This window comes from Ruegeria sp. HKCCD8929 (assembly GCF_013031405.1).
GTDB lineage: Bacteria > Pseudomonadota > Alphaproteobacteria > Rhodobacterales > Rhodobacteraceae > Ruegeria.
Genome location: NZ_WPZY01000046.1, coordinates 1 through 22,424, shown reverse-complemented (window position 1 = coordinate 22,424; position 22,424 = coordinate 1). Strand labels below are relative to the sequence as shown.

22 protein-coding genes are annotated in these 22,424 nt (G+C 58.5%); 16 read left to right on the top strand and 6 right to left on the bottom strand.

From position 1 onward, the window contains the following. On the top strand, window positions 1-397 hold a 397-nt coding region (locus GOX53_RS29615; protein ID WP_217351945.1), incomplete at its 5' end, for a hypothetical protein. Between the two features lie 81 nt (window positions 398-478). Here GOX53_RS29615 and GOX53_RS26275 read toward each other — a convergent pair. After that, window positions 479-1,330 carry a LysR substrate-binding domain-containing protein gene (locus tag GOX53_RS26275; RefSeq protein WP_171181668.1) on the bottom strand — a complete coding sequence of 284 codons (852 nt, stop codon included), beginning with the start codon at window positions 1,328-1,330 and terminating at the stop codon, window positions 479-481. 103 nt (window positions 1,331-1,433) lie between these two features. On the opposite strand from GOX53_RS26275, the gene GOX53_RS26270 reads away from it, so the two are divergent. From GOX53_RS26270 to GOX53_RS26200, 15 genes are all read left to right on the top strand, one after another. Beyond that, a complete protein-coding gene (locus GOX53_RS26270) occupies window positions 1,434-2,849 on the top strand; it encodes an FAD-binding oxidoreductase (protein WP_171181666.1) in 1,416 nt (471 codons plus the stop codon). A 46-nt stretch (window positions 2,850-2,895) separates the two neighbouring features. Further along, entirely contained in the window at window positions 2,896-3,903 is a 1,008-nt protein-coding gene (locus GOX53_RS26265; RefSeq protein WP_171181664.1) for a TRAP transporter substrate-binding protein, read from the top strand. Window positions 3,904-3,975: 72 nt separating this feature from the next. After that, window positions 3,976-5,181: a four-carbon acid sugar kinase family protein gene (locus GOX53_RS26260; RefSeq protein ID WP_171181662.1), complete on the top strand. Its 1,206-nt coding sequence runs from the start codon at window positions 3,976-3,978 to the stop codon at window positions 5,179-5,181. 5 nt (window positions 5,182-5,186) lie between these two features. Beyond that, a complete protein-coding gene (locus tag GOX53_RS26255) occupies window positions 5,187-6,203 on the top strand; it encodes a PdxA family protein (RefSeq protein WP_171181661.1) in 1,017 nt (338 codons plus the stop codon). Next, the gene (locus tag GOX53_RS26250; protein ID WP_171181659.1) at window positions 6,200-6,712 is read left to right on the top strand and encodes a TRAP transporter small permease; all 513 of its coding nucleotides are present in this window, start codon (window positions 6,200-6,202) and stop codon (window positions 6,710-6,712) included. Before GOX53_RS26255 ends, GOX53_RS26250 begins: the two co-directional genes overlap by 4 nt. 8 nt (window positions 6,713-6,720) lie before the next feature. Beyond that, window positions 6,721-7,986 (top strand): TRAP transporter large permease, encoded by a 1,266-nt coding sequence (locus GOX53_RS26245; protein ID WP_171181657.1) that lies wholly within the window; start codon window positions 6,721-6,723, stop codon window positions 7,984-7,986. Window positions 7,987-8,064: 78 nt separating this feature from the next. Next, window positions 8,065-9,009 carry a 3-hydroxyacyl-CoA dehydrogenase gene (locus GOX53_RS26240; protein WP_171181655.1) on the top strand — a complete coding sequence of 315 codons (945 nt, stop codon included), beginning with the start codon at window positions 8,065-8,067 and terminating at the stop codon, window positions 9,007-9,009. A 47-nt stretch (window positions 9,010-9,056) separates the two neighbouring features. Continuing rightward, window positions 9,057-9,863 (top strand): SDR family NAD(P)-dependent oxidoreductase, encoded by an 807-nt coding sequence (locus GOX53_RS26235; protein WP_171181653.1) that lies wholly within the window; start codon window positions 9,057-9,059, stop codon window positions 9,861-9,863. Between the two features lie 321 nt (window positions 9,864-10,184). Continuing rightward, entirely contained in the window at window positions 10,185-12,056 is a 1,872-nt protein-coding gene (locus GOX53_RS26230) for an adenylate/guanylate cyclase domain-containing protein (RefSeq protein WP_171181651.1), read from the top strand. 109 nt (window positions 12,057-12,165) lie between these two features. Further along, entirely contained in the window at window positions 12,166-12,444 is a 279-nt protein-coding gene (locus GOX53_RS29510; protein ID WP_174867719.1) for a hypothetical protein, read from the top strand. Between the two features lie 142 nt (window positions 12,445-12,586). Then, window positions 12,587-13,612: a BMP family protein gene (locus GOX53_RS26220; protein WP_171181649.1), complete on the top strand. Its 1,026-nt coding sequence runs from the start codon at window positions 12,587-12,589 to the stop codon at window positions 13,610-13,612. Further along, window positions 13,612-15,156 (top strand): ABC transporter ATP-binding protein, encoded by a 1,545-nt coding sequence (locus tag GOX53_RS26215; protein ID WP_171181647.1) that lies wholly within the window; start codon window positions 13,612-13,614, stop codon window positions 15,154-15,156. Before GOX53_RS26220 ends, GOX53_RS26215 begins: the two co-directional genes overlap by 1 nt. Continuing rightward, window positions 15,146-16,195 carry an ABC transporter permease gene (locus GOX53_RS26210; RefSeq protein ID WP_171181645.1) on the top strand — a complete coding sequence of 350 codons (1,050 nt, stop codon included), beginning with the start codon at window positions 15,146-15,148 and terminating at the stop codon, window positions 16,193-16,195. Before GOX53_RS26215 ends, GOX53_RS26210 begins: the two co-directional genes overlap by 11 nt. Window positions 16,196-16,199: 4 nt before the next feature. Then, window positions 16,200-17,144: an ABC transporter permease gene (locus GOX53_RS26205; protein WP_171181643.1), complete on the top strand. Its 945-nt coding sequence runs from the start codon at window positions 16,200-16,202 to the stop codon at window positions 17,142-17,144. After that, complete coding sequence (locus tag GOX53_RS26200; protein WP_171181641.1) at window positions 17,144-17,371, top strand: hypothetical protein; 228 nt, start codon at window positions 17,144-17,146, stop codon at window positions 17,369-17,371. Before GOX53_RS26205 ends, GOX53_RS26200 begins: the two co-directional genes overlap by 1 nt. On the opposite strand, the gene GOX53_RS26195 is transcribed toward GOX53_RS26200, so the two are convergent. The 5 genes from GOX53_RS26195 to GOX53_RS26175 all read right to left on the bottom strand — a co-directional run bounded on the left by GOX53_RS26195 (window position 17,363) and on the right by GOX53_RS26175 (window position 22,073). Continuing rightward, window positions 17,363-18,655, bottom strand: coding sequence for a TRAP transporter large permease (locus tag GOX53_RS26195; protein WP_171181638.1), 1,293 nt, complete (start codon window positions 18,653-18,655; stop codon window positions 17,363-17,365). The genes GOX53_RS26200 and GOX53_RS26195 overlap by 9 nt on opposite strands. Next, window positions 18,652-19,152: a TRAP transporter small permease gene (locus GOX53_RS26190; RefSeq protein WP_217351944.1), complete on the bottom strand. Its 501-nt coding sequence runs from the start codon at window positions 19,150-19,152 to the stop codon at window positions 18,652-18,654. Before GOX53_RS26190 ends, GOX53_RS26195 begins: the two co-directional genes overlap by 4 nt. Continuing rightward, entirely contained in the window at window positions 19,153-20,145 is a 993-nt protein-coding gene (gene dctP / locus GOX53_RS26185) for a TRAP transporter substrate-binding protein DctP (RefSeq protein WP_171181636.1), read from the bottom strand. A gap of 181 nt (window positions 20,146-20,326) precedes the next feature. Further along, on the bottom strand, window positions 20,327-21,412 hold the full coding sequence (locus GOX53_RS26180) for a M48 family metalloprotease (RefSeq protein ID WP_171181634.1): 1,086 nt from the start codon (window positions 21,410-21,412) through the stop codon (window positions 20,327-20,329). Between the two features lie 64 nt (window positions 21,413-21,476). Further along, window positions 21,477-22,073 carry a hypothetical protein gene (locus GOX53_RS26175; protein WP_171181632.1) on the bottom strand — a complete coding sequence of 199 codons (597 nt, stop codon included), beginning with the start codon at window positions 22,071-22,073 and terminating at the stop codon, window positions 21,477-21,479. Between the last annotated feature and the right edge of the window lie 351 nt (window positions 22,074-22,424).

The following is a 22,424-nucleotide window of genomic DNA, read 5'->3' as shown; positions in this document are numbered from 1 at the left end:
CACACTGACAACCATTTGGGAATCCCCCGATTCAAGTTTTCGGCGGGATGCTTTAGATCTTTGCTGCGACGTGAACGAATGGCTGGTTTTCTTGCCCCCGTGCAGCGGCAAGATCCGAGCAGTCACCGCAATTTTCGTGCTGCGAGCGCACGCAGCGAGAAAAACGAATTCACAGGTTGGGCTCGAAATCAGATTTCGCCGCCTTCGTCCTGGACATCGGCTCATCGACATCCAACGGCAGCGCGCCATCGGAGCTCCTGCAAAATCATCGCTTTGGCGAGATTGGCAAATGGCCGGTATCGTTCAGCTTGCCGCAATGGCATCGCCGCATGGGCATCGGGCCGGTCAGAGCCCATTTTACCAAATGCTGCGATCTGGGCGAAGGTCTGCTCTGTAGTTTCGACTTTGACGATTTACCGCAAGTGTCACATTTGTCCATCGCAAAATACGTCCGATCTCAATCCCAAGGAACGTCTGTCTACAAACCAGCCTCAAAAGCTTCTGTGATGATCTGCAGGTTGCGGCGAGACCTGAGACATATCGCGTGGATCTCACCGTGGATTGAGAAATCCGCAGCTCTGACAATTTCGACTTGTGCACCATCGGGGATTTCACCGGTTGAAATTGGCGCAAGCCCCAAACCTTTCTGGGCGGCCTGCAAGGCACCTTCGCGGCTGCCAAATACGGCTGTGCGGCCGGGGCTATACTCGTGTTCGACCAAAGCGGTATCCATCAGACTGCGTGTTTCTGAACCTTGCTCGCGCTGAATGAGTGTCTGTTGTCCAAAAGCGTCGCGAGAAACGATACCCTTGTAGGCCAGTGGATGCTCTTTGGAAACTGCGAAGACGATTTCAGGCTGCGATACAAGCCGCATATCACAGTCCGGATTTGGCAAGTGAGCGCCGATATAGGCCAGGTCGATCTGATAAGAGAGCACCATGTCCAATAGTGTTTGCGAGTTATCCAGCGTCAGGTTTACGTCCAGCGTGGGATAGCGCCGCATCATGTGCGCCATCATGCCGGTCGCCCAGCGGGGTGAAATTGCGCCGACGCGCAACGTGCCACCTTTGTTGCGCCCGGCTTCTGCAACCAACGCCTCGGCATCTTTTTCGAGGCTGAATAGTTGTCGCGTTGTTTCAAAAAGTTTTTCACCCAGCGGTGTCAAACGGGCCGTACGCCCACGCCCGCGAAAGAAGAGTTCCACACCATAGCGTTGCTCAAGAGAGCGGACCTGCGCGGTCACTGTCGACTGTGATCGGGTAAGAAGCTCGCCCGCACGGATAAACCCGCCACCCGTGGCGACCGCATGAAAGGCGCGAAGTTCGGTCATAAACATTGCGCTTAATAGACTCAATCTATTTAATTTGGCAATATTAACTATTTTACCGATCTACTTGCGCTCTTCTAGGGTTGTGGAAATTAGGAGAGCTTGGATGACCACAGCCGAACTTCAACAAGCCAATTTTGACCTGAACGCACTGCGTCACGCCGTTGGACGCGCCGATAGCGTCAGCGACAGCGCAGATGCAATTGACGCCCACAGCCATGACTGGTGGCCAATAAATGCCGCCTGGCGTCAGCAGGGCAAGGCGCCTTACCGGCCTTGTGCCGTGGCGACGCCGAACAACGCTGACGAGGTCGCTGCGATTTTGACGTGGGCCCATAAAGCGGGTGTTCCGGTGACATCCTGGGGTCTGGGATCTTCTGTGGTTGGTGGCCCGCTTGCGGTGCGTGGCGGCATCGCGCTGGACACCACAGGCATGGATCGCGTCCTTTCGATTGATACAGAAAATATGCATGTCACGGTCGAGGCCGGGATGAATGGCGGCGCGCTTGAGGATCAGCTGCAGGCGCAGGGTCTGACAATGAACCACTCGCCACAGTCACTCTACCGCTCGACGGTCGGCGGATGGTTGGCCACCCGGGCGACGGGACAGTTTTCATCTCGTTATGGTGGGATCGAGGATCTGTGCGTTGGCTTCAAAGCGGTGCTTGCGGACGGAACCAAGGTCGAAATCGGCGGCGCGCCGCGGATGGCGGTTGGGCCGGACCTGCGGCATGTGCTGATCGGCTCCGAAGGATGCCTGGGTGTCATCACTGAGGTGACATTGCGGCTATTTCCGCTAACCGAGGCGCGCGAGTTGCGCACGGTGACTTTCCCGGATGTTGCTTCGGGCGTGGCCGCGATGCGTGGCATCATGCTGTCTGGCCTTCGCCCTTTCCTGCTGCGCTTTTACGATCTGGCCGAAGCGCGTCACGCAATGAAGGACCCGGCGTTCGGTTCGCCCGTGATGTTCCTTGGCGCAGAAGGCTCTGCCGACATGGCGGCCAGCGAGATTGCCGAGTTGCTGAAGGTCTGCGCCCGCAATGGCGGTAAGGATATTGGCCCGGCCGGCGCCGAAGGATGGATGGGGCGACGGTTCGACTTTTCGACCATCGAGAATGTCCTGAACAGCCATGGCGGTGTGGCCGAGACAATCGAGGTGGCAAACACCTGGTCCGGGATTGGCGGCACCTATGACGCTTTGACCCAAGCGTTGAAGCCTTTCGCCGACGAGGTGCTGGGCCATTTCTCGCATGCCTACAGCGATGGGGTGTCACTTTATGTCATTTTGCTTGGAAAAGCGGATGACCCAGCCGGTGCCGAGGTGCGGCTGAAGCAAATCTGGGAGACCGCGAACCGCGCGGCACTCGACTCCGGTGCGGTGCTTTCACATCACCATGGCACCGGACTCGCCCGAAACGTTCATGTACGTGAGGCCTTGGGTTCGTCCTGGGATCTCTACGGTCGGCTGAAAGAGGCGATGGATCCATCCGGCATCCTGAACCCCGGCAAGCTCGGCTCTTGAACCGCGCCCGAGGAGGGGCGCAAAAATACCCAAAGGGAGGACTACCATGATTAAAACGACACGCAGGACCCTGTTCAAGGCTGCGGCGCTGATCGGCGCAGCCGCCTTGGTCGCCGGGCCAGCCCTGGCAAAGGAAAAACTTGTTCTGGGTACAATCCAAGGACCCACGTCACCGCTTACGCGAGCTGCTGAGCATTTCGCCGGAGAGCTGGAGCGTCTGACCGAGGGGCGTTACGTCGTAAATGTTGTCAGCGCCGCACAGCTTGGCCCGGCACTTGAGCAATATCAGAACATCCAGAACGGCGCACAGGATCTGTTTCTTGATGACATCGGATGGAATGCGCAATTCGTTAGGGATTATGGCGTTCTGGCCGTGCCGTTTGCGATTAATGGGCGCGAGGGCTTTCGAAAAGTTCTAGGGAGCGATTTTGCAGAAGGCTGGCGTGGCGAGCTGAAGGACCAGCACGGGATCGCAACGCTGTCGGATACGTTCATTCGCTCGCCGCGTGTCGTATTCAGCACCGAGGCGGTTCACAGCCCGGATGACCTGTCGGACGTCAAGTTCCGCGTTCCTGAGATCGACGTTTACTTCAACTCCTGGCAGGCGATTGGGGTGAACCCGACGCCCGTACCGTGGGGCGAACTTTACCTGGCGCTGCGTCAGGGTGTGGTCAATGGTGGAGAAGGGCCGTTCACGACGCTCATTCCAAGCAAGTTCCCCGAAGTTGCGAAAAACGTGCTGCTGACGAACCACCTTTATTCGTCTAATACGATGATCATGAACGGAGCGAAATACGATGCTCTGAGCGATGAGGACAAGGCGCTGTTCGTTGAGGCCACCAACTCTGCCGAGCAATTCTTCATTGCGGAAATCGCCAAGTTGGAAAGCGAGCACCAAGGTGTCATGGAAACGGATTATGGCGTCACTTTCGCGACCCCATCCGACGAGCAACGTGCAGCTTTTGCCGCAAAGGTGTCTGAAGCTGTACCAGGATTTGTAGACAGCGGTCTTTTCAGCAACGGCATCTACGAAAAAGTCGTCGCCGCACAATAAGCGATCACTGAACCTTCCCGGCGCGCGGCCCTGTCGCGCGTCGGGATACTCTTGAATTAAGGATAACGTTCAATGCGTGTCGGGCTGATCGCGGATGACTTGACCGGGCTTGCAGCCGTCGCAAGCGAATTCGAGCGTTACGGCTTCACTGTCGGCATTGCAATGAACGCAAGCGCTGCCGCTGCACTGGCAGACTGTTACGACATCGTCGGGATCGATACGAATTCCCGTGCGCTGCCCCCCGAAATAGCTGCACAAAAAGCCTGCCAAGCGGCCGAGGCACTTGCCGCGTTGCACCCGGACTGGCTTTTCAAACAAGGCGACTCGGCGCTGCATGGCCACATCGCCGCAGAGCTTTCCGCAATTGCCGTGGCGCTTAACGCCAAAAACGTGCTGATGGCCCCCGCTTGCCCGTCGATGGGTCGGCTGACCGTGAACGGTTTCCATAATACGGTTGCCAAGGACCCTCAAACCCATGTTCGCGTCGTGGATCTTTGGTCCGGCGACACCACAGTGGCCGTGGCAGACAGCACAGGTCCCGCGCCCGTCTCCCCCGGGCGTCCACTGATCAACGTCGCAGACGCAAAGAACGACGCGGCACTTGATATCGCTGTGCGCCGCGCCGATGCCGCCGACCAACGGCTTGTGGCCGGTTCAGTGGGCCTTGCCAAGGCCATCGCCCGGCATTTGTGGGCGACGGCGACCCAGAATGCCGCACCGGCACTCATCCTGCTTGGCAGCTTTCAGGCGCGCTCGCGCCTGCAAGCCGAAACCTTGCTGGCAACCGGAACAGCGCGGATGATCGACCTTCCCACAACCGGTGAGGTTGATGACGTCCGCGCCAACTTACGCGAGGTCGGGCAGGTGCTGAGCGACGGGTATCATGTTGTACTGGCCGCTTCCCCATCAGCGGTAAATCCAACAGACCCAGCAGGTTATCCGTTTCTTGACGGTGTGGTTCGTGCCGGGATCGAAGATGCGCTACGCCAGACGACGCGTGCGATTTTTGACGAATACCGAAACCTGATGTGCGGCCTGATCGTTGCGGGTGGTACGACCGCCGGGATCGTGACCCGCGATGTGCTTGAGGTCACGGCAATGCACCGGGTGGAACACCTTGATGACGGGGTTGCCGCCGGGCTTGCCGAAGATGGCGAGGGTCGCTTTCTGCCACTGGTTACCAAGGCCGGGAACTGGGGCGAAACAGAGGTCTTACTGCGCGCGATCCGCTGGTTGCAACAAACACATTCGGCCCACAAGGCCGAAACGAAGGAGTGAACAGAATGTCGGACGAAACCCTCGTGATCGGCGTGACCATGGGTGATCCGGCCGGTATCGGCCCGGAAATCACCACCGCGCTATTGGCCGAAAGATGCAACGAACAGGCGATACGCCCTGTCCTGATCGGATGCGCGGCGCAGATCGAGGCGACGGCCCGGCGGCGCGGTCTTGATGTTGAGATCAGGCAGCACAGCGACCTTGATCGCGCAGCGCTGAGGCCAGGCGGCATTGACGTCTATGACCCCGGCACAATCGATGCGACGGTGGTTAAGCCCGGCGAGATTTCGCGCGAAGCTGGCGAGGCATCGATGCACTATAACCGGCAGGGCGCTGAACTGGCCATGGCCGACAAAATCGACGGGCTTGTCACCTCGCCTGTGACCAAGGCCAGCGCCAAGATGGCGGGATATGACTATCCCGGTCAGGCCGAATATTTCGCAGAGCTTGCCGGGGATGTGGCGTTTTCCACCATCCTGATCTGGCGCAATTTCAAAGCCGCGCTGTTCACGACGCACACGCCGCTGATCGAGGCCTGCCGCGCGGTGACCAAGGACAACCTACTGAAAAAAATCCGCTATCTGCACGAAAAGCGGTACGAGCTTGGCGCGCCGGAGCTGCGGCTGGCGGTTGCCTCGCTCAACCCTCATGCCGGTGAATTCGGCACCATGGGGCGCGAAGAGATGGACGAGATGGAACCGGCTATTGCCCAAGCGCGGGCCGAGGGGATTTCGGTCGACGGTCCGTTCCCGGTGAACGCCTTGATCTCACCGCCCTATAACGGGCGCGATTACGATCTGACGCTGGCGCTTTATCACGATCAGGTGGTGGCGCGGATGAACATGAATGAAACGACAACACTGACCTTTGGTCTGCCCTTTATCCGCACGTCGGTTGGACACGGATCGGCGCTCGACATCGCGGGCAAGGATATCGCCGACTATGGCGCGCTTGGGGCGACTTATGACCATACTGTCGATCTGGCGCGGGCGCGCCGCAATGCGCGGGAGGCCGCGTTATGAGCGACCTTCACACCAGTCACTTTGCCCGCGCAAGGGCCGCAATGATCCGGCTGCAAGAGCATCTTCTGATCCTGATCGCCATCGCAATGACGCTTGTTGTTATTTACCAGATCGCAGCCCGGCTGGGCGGATTCTCGGTCCGCTGGACCGAAGAATTCGCCCGCTTCCTCAGCATCTGGGCAACCTTTCTGGCGGTGCCGATCCTGATCTCGTTCGGACGGTTGATCAATATTGATTACTTCCACATGAGAATGCGGCGAAGGCCACGACATTTGGTTTCGTATCTGCAGATTGCGATCTCTGTTGCGGCATTTCTGGCACTGATCTGGGTCGGTATCGGGCAGGTGCAGGCCACCTGGCGCCAGACAAGCCCCGGGCTGCTTTGGCCGATGGGGCTTTTTACCCTGCCAATCGTCGTCTGCTCGGTTCTCAGCCTTGCGGTTATCCCGGACTGGATTGCCCTTGCCCGCCGACATGGCCACGACACTGACCTGGATAAATACCTATGACCGTCGGGATGATACTCATTGTTTTGGCCATACTCATGGCCATCGGTCTGCCGGTATCCATCGCGATCCTGGTGCCGTCGTTGCTCTATCTTTTCACCAATGACATCCCGCTTTCTTCGGCCATTGCGCGCATGTCCGGCTCGGTGAATTCGTTTACCGTGATGGCTGTTCCGTTCTTCATCATGGCCGGTCAGGTGATGAACAATAGCGGGCTGACCGAGAAACTGATTGCATTCACCCGCTGCCTTGTTGGGCATATGCGCGGAGGATTGGCGCAGGTGAATGTTGCCGCAAGCATCATCTTTGCCGGTATGTCCGGGTCTGCCGTGGCCGATGCAGGTGGGCTTGGGTCGGTCCTGATCGGTCCGATGAAGAAGGACGGTTACACCGGATCCTTTGCCGCTGCGGTTACGGCGGCGTCCTCGACCATCGGGCCGATTATTCCGCCATCTATCCCGATGGTGATCTTTGCCGTTATCGCGGAAGAGTCCGTTGGTCGCCTGTTCCTTGCTGGTGCGATTCCCGGATTTCTGCTGGGGCTTTTGATGATGGTCATGCTGCGTTTCATGCCACAGACCCGCGACGTCAAAGTCTACCCCCGCGCCACGTTGGCCGAATTTCGCACCCATTTGCCCGCCGGTGTCCTGGCGCTGATGATGCCTGCGATCATCCTGATCGGCATTACCGCTGGCGTCTTCACCCCGACAGAAGCGGCGGCAGTGGCGGCGGTCTATGCCACCATCGTGGGCGCATTCATCCTGCGCGGGCTGACGTTAAAGCGCTTTCGCGGTGCGCTTTTGCAGAGCATGCTGCTCTCTGGCAACGTTCTGTTCGTCGTGGCGGTTGCAGGTGTCTTTGGCTGGATTTTGGCGCGCGAAGGCGTTTCGGGTCAGCTGGCCAACTGGCTGATAGAGATGGACTTGTCGCCCCTGATGCTGCTCATCGCACTGAACGTCTTGCTTTTGCTGATTGGCTGTGTGCTTGAACCGATCTCTGTGCTGATCGTCCTTACCCCGGTGCTGGTTCCGGTGATTGGATATGCCGGGATCGACACGGTGCATTTCGGCGTGATCATGGTGTTCAACCTGATGATTGGCCTCGTGACGCCGCCCATGGGGCTTGTGCTTTATGTTGTGGGGGATGTGTCCGGCGAAAGGTTCGAACGTGTCGTAAAGGACATCCTGCCATTCTACCTGCCGATGCTGCTTGTTCTGTTGCTGATCACGGTTTTCCCTGATCTTGTGCTGTGGCTGCCCGATCTGGTCTTCAACTGATCGGGCTCGGAAATCCACATCGCTCAGACAAAGACCTGAATGACCTTGGCTCCCGCGTTGAGCCATATGGAGAAATACATGGAAGAACATCAATCAAAGCCTGTGATCGCAATCGTCGGGGCTGGGCTGATCGGCTCTGGTTGGGCGGTGGTTTTCGCCCGCGCAGGCCATCCTGTCCGCGTCTTTGACCCGTCTGAAGGCGTGCGCGCGCGTGTTTTGAGTTGGGCCAATGTCAGCCTTGATGAAATGACCGAAACCGGGCTTGTCGAAGATCCCAAGAGCATTCTTGAACGCATCACCGTGCTCGACGCGCTGGAAAGCGCGATGGAAGGCGCGGTTTACGTACAAGAATCTGTTTTTGAAACGGTCGAGGCCAAGGCGGCGGTCAGCCGTTCCATAGATGCCTTGCTTGGGGATGGCGTGATTGTCGGGTCGTCGTCATCCGGCATCCCGAGTTCCCGTTTCACCGCAGAGTGCAAAAACAGGGATCGCTTCATTATCGCCCATCCGGTGAACCCGCCACACCTCATTCCGGTTGTGGAACTGGTCCCGGCGTCGTGGACTGCCGAAGGTGTCGTGAACTTCGTTGCCGACCTGATGAATGAAGTTGGGCAAAAACCGGTGCGTCTGACGCAGGAAATTGACGGTTTTGTCATGAACCGCCTGCAAGGCGTTATGCTGAACGAGGCGTGGGCCCTGTATGAGGACGGCATTGCCAGCATTGCGGATCTGGATGTGGCGATTTCGCATGGGTTGGGACCACGCTGGGCGTTTATGGGGCCGTTCGAAACAATTGATCTGAACGCACCGGGCGGCATCGAAGACTATGCCTACCGCCTCCGAGATCTCTTCACAGGCATGGTTCGAGAACCGCGCGGATGGTCCGATGAGGTTATCAGGAAGGCAACCGATGAACGGCGCACAATTCTGGATGCAGCGGACCTTGCCGCCCGCCGCGCGTGGCGCGATGCAATGCTCGGGCGGCTGGCTGCATTTAAGAAATCACAGGAGCTTCAGGACTGAGTGATCCCACGCCCCCTTCAAGGACTTGATATCTGAAAGGAAGAACAGTGTCAGAGGTTCAATCCAGCCCCCGAAAACCAGACACAGGCAATACCTATACGCCCAGGCATGACTTCCGGCTGGATGGCAAGCGCGCATTGGTCACCGGCGCAGGGCGGGGTATCGGACTGGCCATCGCCCAGGCCTATGCTGTTGCCGGTGCAGACGTATATTTCTGCGCCCGCACAGGTTCTGAGGTCGAAGCAGCCGCAGAGGAATTGCGCGCACAGGGTGGCAAAGCGCAAGCTCTCATTCTTGATGTAACCGACATCTCGGCGGTTGAACGGGCCGTCGAAACATTGCCGGGACTAGATGTTTTCGTAAACAACGCCGGAACAAACCACCCCAAGCCATTGGCAGACGCCACAGAGGATGACTACCACGTGATCATGGATCTGAATGTGAAGGCAGCCATTTTCTGCGCCCGCGCGGTCGCCGACAGGATGGCGCGGGAAGGCACGGCAGGTTCAATCATCAACATGTCTTCGCAAATGGGGCATGTCGGCGCCAAGAACCGCACGCTCTATTGCGCTTCCAAATGGGCCATAGAAGGCTTCACCAAGGCGCTTGCTATTGAGTTGGGCGGAAGCGGTATTCGCGTCAACACGATCTGCCCGACCTTCATTGAAACGCCTTTGACCAAACCGTTCTTCGAGAACACAGAATTTCGCGAAGAAGTTCTTTCCAAGATCAAACTGGGCCGCCTTGGGCAGGTCGAAGATGTCTCCGGCGCAGCCGTGTTTCTTGCGTCTGATGCGTCCGCACTCATGACTGGCAGCGCCCTGATGCTCGATGGTGGCTGGACTGCAGGGTAGCAGTGCGCAACTTTCATACAAAGCTGTCCTTCACGCGACAGTTTCGAATGTTCAATTTGTCCGCGCCTTCCCCCTTCACTGAGCGGAACTGAATGTCCGAACTGCGCCGTTCGCAACTTGCCGCACGTGCGATACTTACGCCACCAATGAAGGTCTGGTAGGGGCTCTAACGACCTGCTGGAACTCGCCAGCAGAGAATGGCGGCTCCGAGCCTCAAAAACAGCTATTGATCTGAGGGAACGAGACAAGCGCTTATTGGCTTGACCGAATGCCTTATAACACTGACCATAAAAGGCAGCAAAAGTGCCTTGGGGTCACCATATGGAAAGACGCATAGTCGCTATTTTGGCCGCAGATGTCGTCGGGTTCAGTCATATGGTTGAGCGCGAAGAAACCGACACCCTGCTACGGCAAAAGACGATCATGAAGTCTATCGTTGATCCTGCAATCGAATTGCATGAAGGACGGATAATCAAGACCACAGGGGACGGCTTTCTCGCTGAATTCCCATCCGTTTTTTCTGCCGCAAATTGCGCAATTGAATTGCAAAGGAGCATCCAAGCGTCGCAGGCAGAAAATGTGGAAGAAAAGCAATTCCGGTACCGGATGGCTGTACATATAGGCGACGTTGTTGCTGACGAAGGTGACTTGTTTGGCGATGGGGTGAACGTCGTGTCGCGTCTGGAAGCATTTGCTGCTCCAGGCGGCATCGTTGTATCCGATGTCGCTCGCAAACTTTTGCAAAAACAGCTGCCTGTTCGCTTCGTATCGGAGGGCAAAAAGCAGCTGAAAAATATCTCCGAACCGGTCAGGATTTATCATATCAGCCTTGGAGACACAGGAGAAGTACACGAAACGGTCGAACCATCTGGCAAGCCAATGAAGCGCATTACGATTGCCGGCTATGTGGGTGGCTTGGGCCCGCTATTGCTCGGGATGTGGTTCACGGTGTCAAACTATGTGAACCGTCCCACAGCAAGTGATTTGTCTGCTGGCCGCCCGTCAATCGTGGTGATGCCGTTCAAAGACACGGGCTCAATCCAAGGTCAAGATTATTTTGCTGACGGTCTCACACATGACATCACGACTGACCTTTCCCAGCTTCCGGAGTTGTTCGTGATGTCGCGCACGAGCGCATACAGTTATCAATCCGCGAGTGCTGGGCCAAGACAGATAAGCCAGGAACTTGGCGTACGCTACATCTTGTCTGGCAATGTGCGCAAAGTCGAAGAGACGATCCGAATAAACCTCACCCTTGTGGATGGCACAACTGGTGGGGAGGTATGGGCTGAGAGGTTTGATGGAGCAGCAGAAGATATTCTCTCTTTTCAGGACCGGATCGTTGATCGAGTAGTATCTTCTCTGCCTTTGGAGCTAGATGTCCAGCAAATTGCCAGAAGCGAAATCGGCGGCACCAAAAACCCTCTTGCTTTTGACGCCTATCTGCAGGCATTGGATTTGTACGGCGATGGCACAGTGGAGAGCTTTGCCAATGCTGTTCCGTACCTCGAGGTTGCCACGAAACTGGATCCCGATTACGGGCGGGCGCTCGCACTGCTCGCCTCGATATACTTTGAGGCCTGGCAAAACTATTGGCACGTCGAATTTGGATACGAGTCTGAGGTTGAACGCAGGTTTCTCAAAAAAGCCGCGGAAGAAACACTTGAGTCGGCAAGAGAAAATCCTACCGCGCTAGCTTTTCTGGTAACGGCCAAGATTATGCGCGTGGACGGCAAAATTGATGAGATGATTCTGCAGGCGGTCAACGCTTTGGAGGTTGAACCAAACTCTGCTGATGCTCTTTATACCCGCGCTTTGGCCCGCTTGTTAAATGGAGAAACACATGCGGCGCTTACAGACATTGAAAAAGCCATCGTTACTAACCGAATTCACCCTGCCTACTTCCTGACACTCAAGGGAGGCATACTGTTTTCGCTTGGACGTTATGAAGAAGCTGCTTCTGTCTTAGAGATAGCGCGCATGAGAGAGCCATCGTCAAGGGATGCGTTGATGTTCAATGTCGCGACCCTCTCTGTGCTTGGCCGTTCCATAGAAGCCGAAATGCGAGAAGTTCGGAGGCTCGGCGAGCGCATCCACATTTACAAAACCCGGTGGCGGTTCAAGAACGATGGCGATTGGGACAGGTTGGCTGATGCACTTCGCGCTGCTGGTGTCCCGGAAAGCTACCTCTGAACCAAGGCAATTGCTTACTGCAGGCGAGTCGCCTTGTCAGCACTGCGCGCAGCGCAACTACGAATGACTGTTCTGTCCGCTCGTCCGTTTGTCCCTGCCGGACTCTGCAATGACCGCTTACGTCCCGCAAGGGCGCCAGCTGTTCGGCAACCTGACCGTGGCCGAGAATATCGAGATCGGGCTGATGGCACGGGTCCGCGATGCCCGGGTGCGCGAACAGGCGCTCGACCTTTCCCCACGGCTCCGCGAACGCATGGGGCAGATGTCGGGCACGCTGTCCATCGCCGACCGCATCGCCTTTGTGGCTGGCGGGGCGGTGGCGGAAACCGTCGAGGCCAGGGGCCTCGATTCGGCTGCACAGCAGTTCAGGGATTACGTCGGGGTCTGACCTCTTGCGTGCCGGTGTGCGGGTGCCATCCGCCCCCAACGGCAAGTAAGCTGCAGAATATTCTTGCGCGAATCCGGAAGAACTTTACCAATTGATAAAAAATTTTTTGGGGGAGCGCAATTACCGACAAGAGGGATTGAACATGACTGCAAAGATCAAGCCGACCGGACTGACCAGGCGCCATCTCCTCGCAAGCGCAGGCGCCATCGCGGCCACGGGCATCACCGGACTGCCGGGGCGGCTCCATGCCGCCGATCCGATCAAGGTCGCGGGCATCTATACCGTGCCGGTCGAGCAACAATGGGTAAGTCGCATTCACAAGGCCGCCGAAGCCGCGATGGCCGCGGGCGCGGCCGAATACACGTTCACCGAGAACACGGCCAATACCGACTACCCGCGCGTCATGCGCGAATACGCCGAACAGGGTGCAATGCTCATCGTCGGTGAGATCTTCGGGGTCGAGCAGGAGGCGCGCGAGGTCGTCGACGAATATCCCGAGACCGCATTCCTCCTCGGTTCCTCCTTCCTGCATGACGAGGCTCACCCGAACCTCGCCGTATTCGACAATTACATTCAGGATGCTTCTTACCTGTCCGGCATCATCGCCGGTGCCATGACCCAGACCAGCAATATCGGCGTCGTCGGCGGATTTCCGATCCCCGAGGTCAACCGGCTGATCCATGCCTTCATGGCGGGGGTACGCGAGGTGAAGCCCGACGCGGCGTTCCAGGTCTCGTTCATCGGCTCGTGGTTTGATCCACCGAAGGCCAAGGAAACCGCCTTTGCAATGATCGATAATGGCGCTGATCTCATGTATGCGGAACGTTTCGGAGTGTCGGATGCGGCACAGGAACGCGGAATATTGGCAATCGGCAACGTGATCGACACGCAGGCCGATTATCCGGACACCGTCGTCGCCTCGGCGCTGTGGCATTTCGAGCCGACGCTGAACGCCGCGCTTGCCGCTGTGGCTGGCGGCAGCTTCCAGGCCGACAATTACGGGGTCTATTCCTTCCTGAAAGAGGGCGGCTGCTCGCTTGCCCCTCTCGGCACGTTCGAGGGCAAGGTGCCCGAGGCTGCCCTGACACTGGTTGCCGAGCGCGAGGCCGCGATCAGGGACGGAACCTTCACCGTCGCGATCAACGACGAAGAGCCCAAGTCCTCCTGATGGGCGGGGCGAAGGCGGCCGAGGTGGTCCTGCGCCTCGACGGCATCACCAAGCGTTTCGGGTCGCTGGTTGCCAATGACGGCATCGGGTTCGACCTGAAAAAGGGCGAGGTCATCGCCCTTCTCGGCGAGAACGGCGCCGGCAAGACCACGCTGATGAACATCCTCTTCGGCCACTACATGGCCGACGAGGGAACAGTTGAGGTCTTTGGCGAGCGGCTTCCGCCCGGTCATCCCCGCGCGGCGCTCGCGGCGGGCGTCGGCATGATGCACCAGCATTTCACCCTGGCGGACAACATGACGGTGCTGGAGAATATCCTGCTCGGCACCGGCTCGCTGCTATCGACCGGCCTGAATGTCCGCGCCGCCCGCGAAAAGGTCGAGAAGCTGTCGCAGGATTTCGGGCTTTCCGTGGATCCCGGCGCCAAGGTCGGAACGCTGTCAGTCGGCGAGCGGCAGCGCGTCGAAATCCTGAAGGCGCTCTATCGAGATGCCCGCATTCTGATCCTCGACGAACCCACGGCGGTCCTGACACCGCAGGAAACCGCCGCGCTTTTCGAAACGCTCAGAAGGGCCGTACCTCTTGGCCTTTCGATCATCTTCATCTCGCACAAGCTGAACGAGGTCATGTCGATCTCGTCCCGCGTGCTGGTGCTGCGGCACGGGCGCCTGGTCGGCGAGGTCGCAACTGCCAACACCGACCGCCACAAACTGGCCGAGATGATGGTAGGCGCTGAGATCGCGCCGCCCAGGCTTGCCGAGCGTGAGCCGGGCGAGGCGCTGCTGACCCTAGCGCGTGTCACCACCGCGCCGCACGGCAACGCCCCGGGCCTCGCGGGCGTCGACCTCGCCCTGCGCGCCGGGCAGATCACCGGTCTCGCAGGGGTCTCCGGCAACGGCCAGTCTGCGCTTGCCGATCTGATCGGCGGGCTCGAAGTGGCGACAGGCGGCTCCATCAGCCTCTATCCGGCCGTTTCCGGCACCTGGTCGCCGCGCGCGGCGCTTGCCGCGGGCATCGCACGCATCCCCGAGGACCGGCACAAGACCGGAACCATCGCCGATTTCACCCTGACCGAAAACGCCGTCCTGGAAACCTACGATACCCCGCCCTACAGCCGCGCGGGCTGGATGGACTGGAAGGCCGCCGAAAATTTCACAAAGACCGTGATCGAGACCTACGACGTGCGCTGCCCCGGCCCCGCTGCCCGCATCCGGCTGTTGTCCGGCGGCAACATGCAAAAACTGATCCTGGGACGCGCGCTGGAAAAGGCGCCGCGGATCATCCTCGCCAACCAGCCGGTCCGGGGCCTCGATATCGGGGCGGTGACATTTGTCCACAACCGCCTCATTGCCGCGCGCGACACCGGCGCGGCCGTGCTGCTGATTTCCGAGGATCTCGATGAGGTCATAGCCCTGTCCGACGTCATCCACGTGATTTATGAGGGTCGCCTGTCGCCGTCCTTCCCGCGCGGCAGCAAGACGTCGGCCGAGATCGGCATCTGGATGGCGGGCCAGGGATTCGAGGGCGATGCACATGCGGCTTGAGCCGATCTCCGACCCCACTGCGCTGCGGCGCTTCGGATTGCCGGCCGGCGCGCTGGTGCTGACCGTGCTGGTCGCCTCGTGCCTTGCGCTTCTGGCCGGGGCCAATCCATTCGCGACACTCGGCCTGATCCTAAAGGGAGCGGCAGGATCGAAATTCGCACTGCTGGAAACGCTGAACCGGGCGACGCCGCTCATTTTCACTGGGCTTGCGGTCGCGGTGGCGTTCCGGGCCAGGCTCTGGAACATCGGTGCCGAGGCTCAGCTTTACGCGGGCGCGATAGCAACCGTTCTGCTGGGAACTGGGGCGCTGCCGCTGCCTCCGGCGCTGCTCCTTCCCGCAATCGCACTTGCCGCGATGCTCGCGGGCGCGCTGATCCTGCTCGGTCCGGTGCTTCTCAAGACCCGCCTCGGAGTGGACGAAGTCGTGACCACTCTGCTCTTCAACTTCATCATGATTCTGTTCGTTTCCTACCTGCTCGAAGGGCCGATGAAGGATCCGATGGGCATGGGCTGGCCCAAATCGGCGGCGCTGGATAAGGCTGCGCGCCTGCCGCGCATCGTCGATGGTCTGCGCCTGCATTGGGGCTTTGCCCTGGCAATCCTTGCGGCGGTCTCCGTCTGGGTGATCCAGACCCGGACCACGCTGGGCTACGAAATCCGTGCAGTCGGTCTCAACGCCGAGGCGGCGCGGTTCTCCGGTATCCCGGTGGGAAAGGTCATGGTTAAGACGGCGCTTCTCTCAGGCGGTCTCGCGGCGCTCGCCGGATTTTCCGAAGTCGCCGGCCTCAAGGGCAACCTCACATTGGATCTCTCGCCCGGCTTCGGCTACACCGGCATCATCGTCGCCATGCTGGCACTCCTCAATCCGCTGGGGGTCGTGATATCCGCGCTTTTTGTCGCCGGTGTTTTCGTCGGTGCCGACAGCATGAGCCGCGCCGCCGCCGTCCCGACCTACATCGCCGACATCCTGACCGCGACCGCACTCCTGACCATGGTACTTGCGCTGCGACTGACGCACACCCGGATCCGCTGGAGCTGAAGCGATGGAGATTCTCGACATTCTCCTCACCGCAAGCTTCTGGGCCGCCGCCGTCCGCATCGCGTCGCCGCTGATCTTCGCGACGCTCGGGGAGTTGATCTGCGAACGCGCGGGGGTGCTCAATCTCGGCATCGAGGGGATCATGGTGATCGGCGCTTTCGCCGGCTGGATGGCGGTCTATCTCGGCACCGGCCTCTGGACCGGCGTCGCCGTCGCCATGCTCGCGGGAATGCTGTTCGGATTGCTCCATGCGGCGCTGACCGTGCCCTTCGGCCTGTCGCAGCATGTGGTCGGTCTCGGCGTCACACTGCTTGCGACCGCCACGGCAAGCTTTGCCTACCGGATCTCGCTGCCCGAAGTGACCTCGCCGCCAAAGATCGCGCCGTTCCAGCCCTTCGAGATTCCACTGCTGTCGAAACTCCCGATCATCGGTCCTGCCTTCTTTGCACAAACTGCGCTGACATATCTTGCCTTCATCCTGATTGCGGTCGTGGCATTCGTTCTCTACCGCACACCCCTCGGCCTCGCGTTGCGCGCGGCCGGCGAAAACCCGGCCGCGGTCGAGGCGCAGGGGCTTTCGGTCACCGCCATCCGCATGGGCGCGGTGATCGTGGGCTCGGGGCTCATGGCAGTGGGGGGCGCGTTCCTGACCATGTCGGCCTTTTCAAGCTTTTTCTTCGAGATGGTGAACGGGCGCGGCTGGATCTGCATCGCACTTGTCGTGTTCGGCGCCTGGCGGCCCGGAAAGGCCGCGCTCGGAGCGCTCCTCTTTGCCGCCTTCGATGCGCTTCAGGTCCGGCTCCAGCAGACGCCGATGGGGGCGGTGGTGCCTTACCAGGTCTTCCTGATGGTACCTTACATCATGTCGATCCTCGCACTGGTGCTCATGTCGCGCCGCGCCGAGGTGCCGGCGGCACTGATGATCCCGTTCAATAAGGGAGAGCGCTGATGTTCGACATTCTGATCAAGGATGGGACGCTGCCGGATGGCACGACCTCGGATATGACATCATCGCTGGCGCAATTTCGGACCGGCAGATCTGACCTTCACCGCGTACTGCAACGCTCCGGCATACTGGTCACCAAGCCGTCCCTTCGCTTCAGTTTAGACGAATGCCCGGTTTCACGACGACGATACAACGGGGATAAGCGACAATTCTCTCTTCCTCTAAAATAGGATGTCCGGAACAAAGAGTGCCAACGCCGGGCACAGGACCAGCAGGCAGATCGCCAGCAGATGGATGACCCAGTACGGTATCGTTGCAATCGCGACACGACCTAAGGGGACATCGCCTCGGGTCAGGGATGTCAACACTGACAGGTTCAACCCCACAGGCGGTGTGACCTGACCGATCTCGATCACGATGGTGATGATGACACCGATCCAGATGGGGTCAAACCCGAGCCCCGTCAACAACGGAAAGACCACAGGCAGCGTCATGATCATCAGCGACAGCCCGTCAAAAAAACAGCCAAGGATCAGGTAGTTCAGCAAAACCATTGCCAGCACGGCATATGGGCCCAAACCTGAATTCGCCACTGTCTCGAGGATCTTCTGAGGTACTCCCAGCACGCTGACCGACAGCGCAAGGATCGTGGCGCCCAGCACCAGAAATCCGATAGACGAAAACAACAGAACCGAGTTGTAGACCGCATCTATCAGCTTGCGCAGGGTGAGATCCCCCCAGACCGACGAGATTGCCACGGAAATCACGACTCCCAGCCCCGCGGCCTCTGTCGGTGTGGCAATCCCACCGACGATGGTGCCGATGACCGCCGCAATCAGCGCCAGGATTGGCCAGATCTCGCGAAACCCCTTGATGATATCCCACAGGTCCGTCATCTGGGCCTCGCGGGGGGCAAGGGATGGTGTGCGCAGACAGCGGATCAGAATGTAGGTCATGAACATCAGACCCACCATCAATCCCGGCACGATCCCCGCGGCAAACAAGCGTCCAATGGATGTCTCTGTCAGCGCACCGTAAATGAGGAACGACAGGCTGGGCGGAATCAAAAGACCTAATGTCCCTCCACCAGCAATGCTGCCTACGATCATGTCCTTGTCGTAGCCGCGCCGCGTCATCTCCGGATAGGCAACCGATCCCACGGCTGCCGCGGTGGACAGGCTTGAACCACTGACCGCGCCAAAGAGGGTGCAAACAGCAATGTTGGTGTGCAAAAGCCCCCCGGGAACACGGCGAAAGATCGGGGAGAACGCGGCATAGGCGCGTTCGCTGATCCCACTGTGCAACAGGATTTCGCCCAGAAGGATGAACACCGGCACTGCACTCAGCGTGAATGAGTTGAAGACGTTCCAGATGGCGTCCATCGCCAGTGAGGTCGCCCCGTTGGAAAAGACATACAGGATGACCAATCCCGTCAATCCCAGCGCTGCTCCGAGCGCCATTCCGGTACTCGCCGCGGCGACCAGCACTCCAATCAGAACTGTCCACAGATTCATGAGCGACGCTCTGGCTCGGGAAGGATGCCCGCGATCCGTGCCAGCAGGATCAACATGCAGATAATCAGCGACAGGGGTAGCATCGCCATCCACGGATAAAGCAAGATCCTAGACGTAAGGGTTTTCAGGTTCCGTCGGTAAGCGAATTCGAACCACTCGTAGGATTCCACCAACAGCCAGCCAAAGAAGGCTAGGCTCAGCACCACACCCGCCAACGCAACCCACTTGCGCGCCACGGGGCCAAGGGCGCTGATCAGCAACGACACTTTGACGTGCTCAGATCTCAGCGTGACCATGGGCAATCCCAGCAAAAGGCTGACGCTGAGCAAAAGTCCCACGACCTCTTCGGTCATGTGCAACGGTGCGTTGGCGAATTTGCGTAGCACTACGCTGGTTGCGATGAAACCGATGATTGTCACCACCCCCACCGCAGCCAGACTTGCGCAGGCCAGCGCCAGTTTCTCGAGCACCCGCGCAATGCCGTTTTGGATGTGCAACTAGCGGTCCAAAGCGTCCAGCACCCGCTGGCGGTAACTGGGTGCCTTGCCGCCGGCTTCCTCTGCCAGTTTGGCCCATATCCCCGTCACGGCGCCGACGAAAGCGTCTCGATCCGCGTCGGGGAAATCATCACCCCAGACGATACCCTGCCCGACCAATGTGTCACGGGCGGCCATCTCTCGCTCCAGATCGTCGTCGTAGTGGTTGGTCCTCTGCCAGAGGCCGTCTGCGGCGGTCGAGACAGCGGCCTTGAACGCATCATCCGCTGCGTCCCATGTGTCGCTCGATACGCCGATCACGTAGGGGCCAGACGCCATAGGATAGAGGAAAGAAGCATATTTTGACACCTCTTGCAAAGACACGGTATGCGCATAAAGTGCAGGGTAGAGCGCGCAATCCACGACGCCGGTTTTCATCGCTACATACATTTCCTCCTGCGGAATTATCTGTGCAGCAACGCCCAGTTGGGTGAATGCCTCTACTTGATCACGTGCCCAAACACGTAGCTTTTTCGACTTTAGCTGGCCCAATGTGTTCACTGGTTCGTCCCGACAGAATACCGAAACTGACAGCATTGGGATGGCCGCGTAGCCTACGGATGTAATACCCCAATCCGCATAGGCCTCCGCATAAATCTCCTGAATGATGGGGAGCGCCTGCTTGAATTCGTCAACCGACGCAATCGTCCCCTGCACCACAACAGAGCTTAGCTCTGGTGCGTCGCGGCCAAGGTAGTTGGCCCACATCAGGCTCATCTCTACTGCACCCTTGGGCACAAAGCGCAACACATCTGTGTTAGGAAGCCCTAGCGATCCGCCACTATAGAGCTTTAGGGTGGTGCCTGTGTCTGCGGCATTCACCTCGTCAACAAACTGCGACAGCTCCGCTGACTCAGGCCGCGTCTCAGGCAAGAAGTTGTTGAACCGCCATTCTTCTGCCACAACGGTGGCGGCCGTCAGACTGAGCGTCAGCGAAAGCAGGTGATGTTTCATAAGACAACTCCCCCTCTGTCATAGTTGTAGACGAAGCATTGCATGTGAAGTTAAGCACGCCAAGCCACATCAGCGTGCGGCGCCTTTGAGGGGTGACGAACCTCACACTCAAAGCTTTCATCCCGCCTGACAGCATTGCCAAATTATATAAATGTTGGGAAGGGCCGCCGCTGATTTAACGTCACTCCGGCGTCAGGTAGGTTTGGGATGCCCAGCCGGAGACACCGATGTCGCGCTGCTGCACTCGGCACCAGTTTCGAGCACAATCGGACACTTCAATACCCTTAGCGTCCGGATCGAAATAGCCAATCTTGCTGCAGCTTGAGGAGCCACAAGAGCGCACCCAAAGAACATCATCGCTTCGAACTCCGGTAACCCGGTAGAGCACTGATCCGAGAGTTTTTGATTGCATGGAAACCGGCGCAAGATACTTTCCCGACGCCCAGCCAAGAACGCTGCCGTCCTGATCGTGAATCCTGCACCAGCCGCGGTCGCAATCGGTGATGTAAAACCCTTGCTGCCCAGGATTGAGAGACGCGACCTTCTCACACCTGGTTGACCCGCACGAGCGCACCCAAAGTACGTCGTTCGAGGCGACCCCAGTCACTCGTTGCCAGTTCCGAGCGTCGATCTTCGGGATGGTCCGCGCCCCGGCGGTTGGATCGGATGGTGTCTGGGAGCCGTCGTTTTCTTGAGCAGATCTCCAGCCGACGGCAACGGCCTCTAATCGTGCGGACGTTGCTGGGTGGGTCGCGCTGCCAGGGCCTGCGAACTGCCGGAATAGCCATTGCGCATCGTCGAGCGAACCGCCAAGCTTCGCCACCGCGAAACCAGCGAACTGGTCGGCCTCCAGCTCGGTCAGCGGCCGACTGCCGCCGGGGATTAAGGTGTGCCCGTTTAGGTGATGTGCAATCTCATGCGCCAGAAGTGCGACAGCTCCCCATTTGTTGTCTTGAAGCGTGTTTTGAACCCAACTCTCGCTGTAGACGATCAGTCGTTCATCACCATCGATAATCGCCGCAGCGTTTGGGACATTCGCCGCGTTTATGCGAAACCTGGGCACGAGGCCAACCGTGGACATGATGTCAGCCACAAGTTGCTTGGCCTCCGCGCTGCTTTGGAACGAGTAAATCTGTTCAGGAAGCGAGGCACCGGGTACGAAGCTGCAAAACTCCCGATTGCCTTTCAAATCGAGCACTGTCTGCGCGTGTGCCTGCACGGCGAAAACGGCAAGAACCAAGATTACGCTGAGCCATCTGAAGATCATGTGCACCTCCTGGTTAACCTCGTCGTATCCCTCTGTCGGACGGGCGGCTGTTGGCACAAAGACGCTAAACAAACTGAGCGCAAAGCGCCTGCGTCTTGGCATTCTCCGTCGCTGAATCGACTTTCTTGGATTCCTTGTCTGACAGTGACTTCAACTTCTCGCAGGCCTCATATACGGCGGTATTGATAGTCTTGTACGCATCATCCCGCACTTTCTTGGCCGAACTTTCCTTGACCTCCAAAGGCTTGCCAAACTTCTTCTGGGTCGCTTCCTTGATGTACTGAATCGTCAGTTTCTTGTATTTGTTGAGGCTGGACTTTCGACTGGCGACATGCAGCTTCTCATGCTTCACAATATGCTTGTAGCACGGGCTGCTTTTGGGCACTTCCTTTGCGTACTGAGTGACGCAGTGAAATCGAACCTTGATCTTCAACTCCTTGATAGACATGGTGATCTTTTTCGCAATGGGGTCGAACAGCTCATCCCAATGCAACTGTATCAGTTGGCAAGTCCAATACGGGTCGGTCACCGCAACCCCTTTGTGACCAGGAGTCGCGCCCTTTTGAATGGTTTTCACCGGGACAGATTTGGAGGGCACATTGGAGTCAAACACTATGTCGATGGAGAACTTTGTTTTTCCCGACAGGTTCTTTTCCGGCATGTCTTCCCCCTGATAAGATTGAACTAGTATATCTCGAACAGAAAAAACTGCAGAGTTCTTTGTCGCCAAGCCGGCGAAGGCGACATGCCGGTGCCCGCCTTACTGAACTGTGGACAGGCACGGATACACCCGAGGAGCCACAACAGCGGGGAGGCGCGGAGAGATTAGGAGATAGTAAGCCTTCGCAACCCTGCAAACACATCCCGGTCACACCACAGCTGGCGTGAATAAGAAGGCTGAGCTCATTGGTACGACTTCCAGAAACGGCCCCTACCCCTCTTTGGACTTCAGGGCACTGGCTGATCAGTAGTTCAGCCAGTAAACAGTGGATCGCCCGCCAGCTTCAGAGCG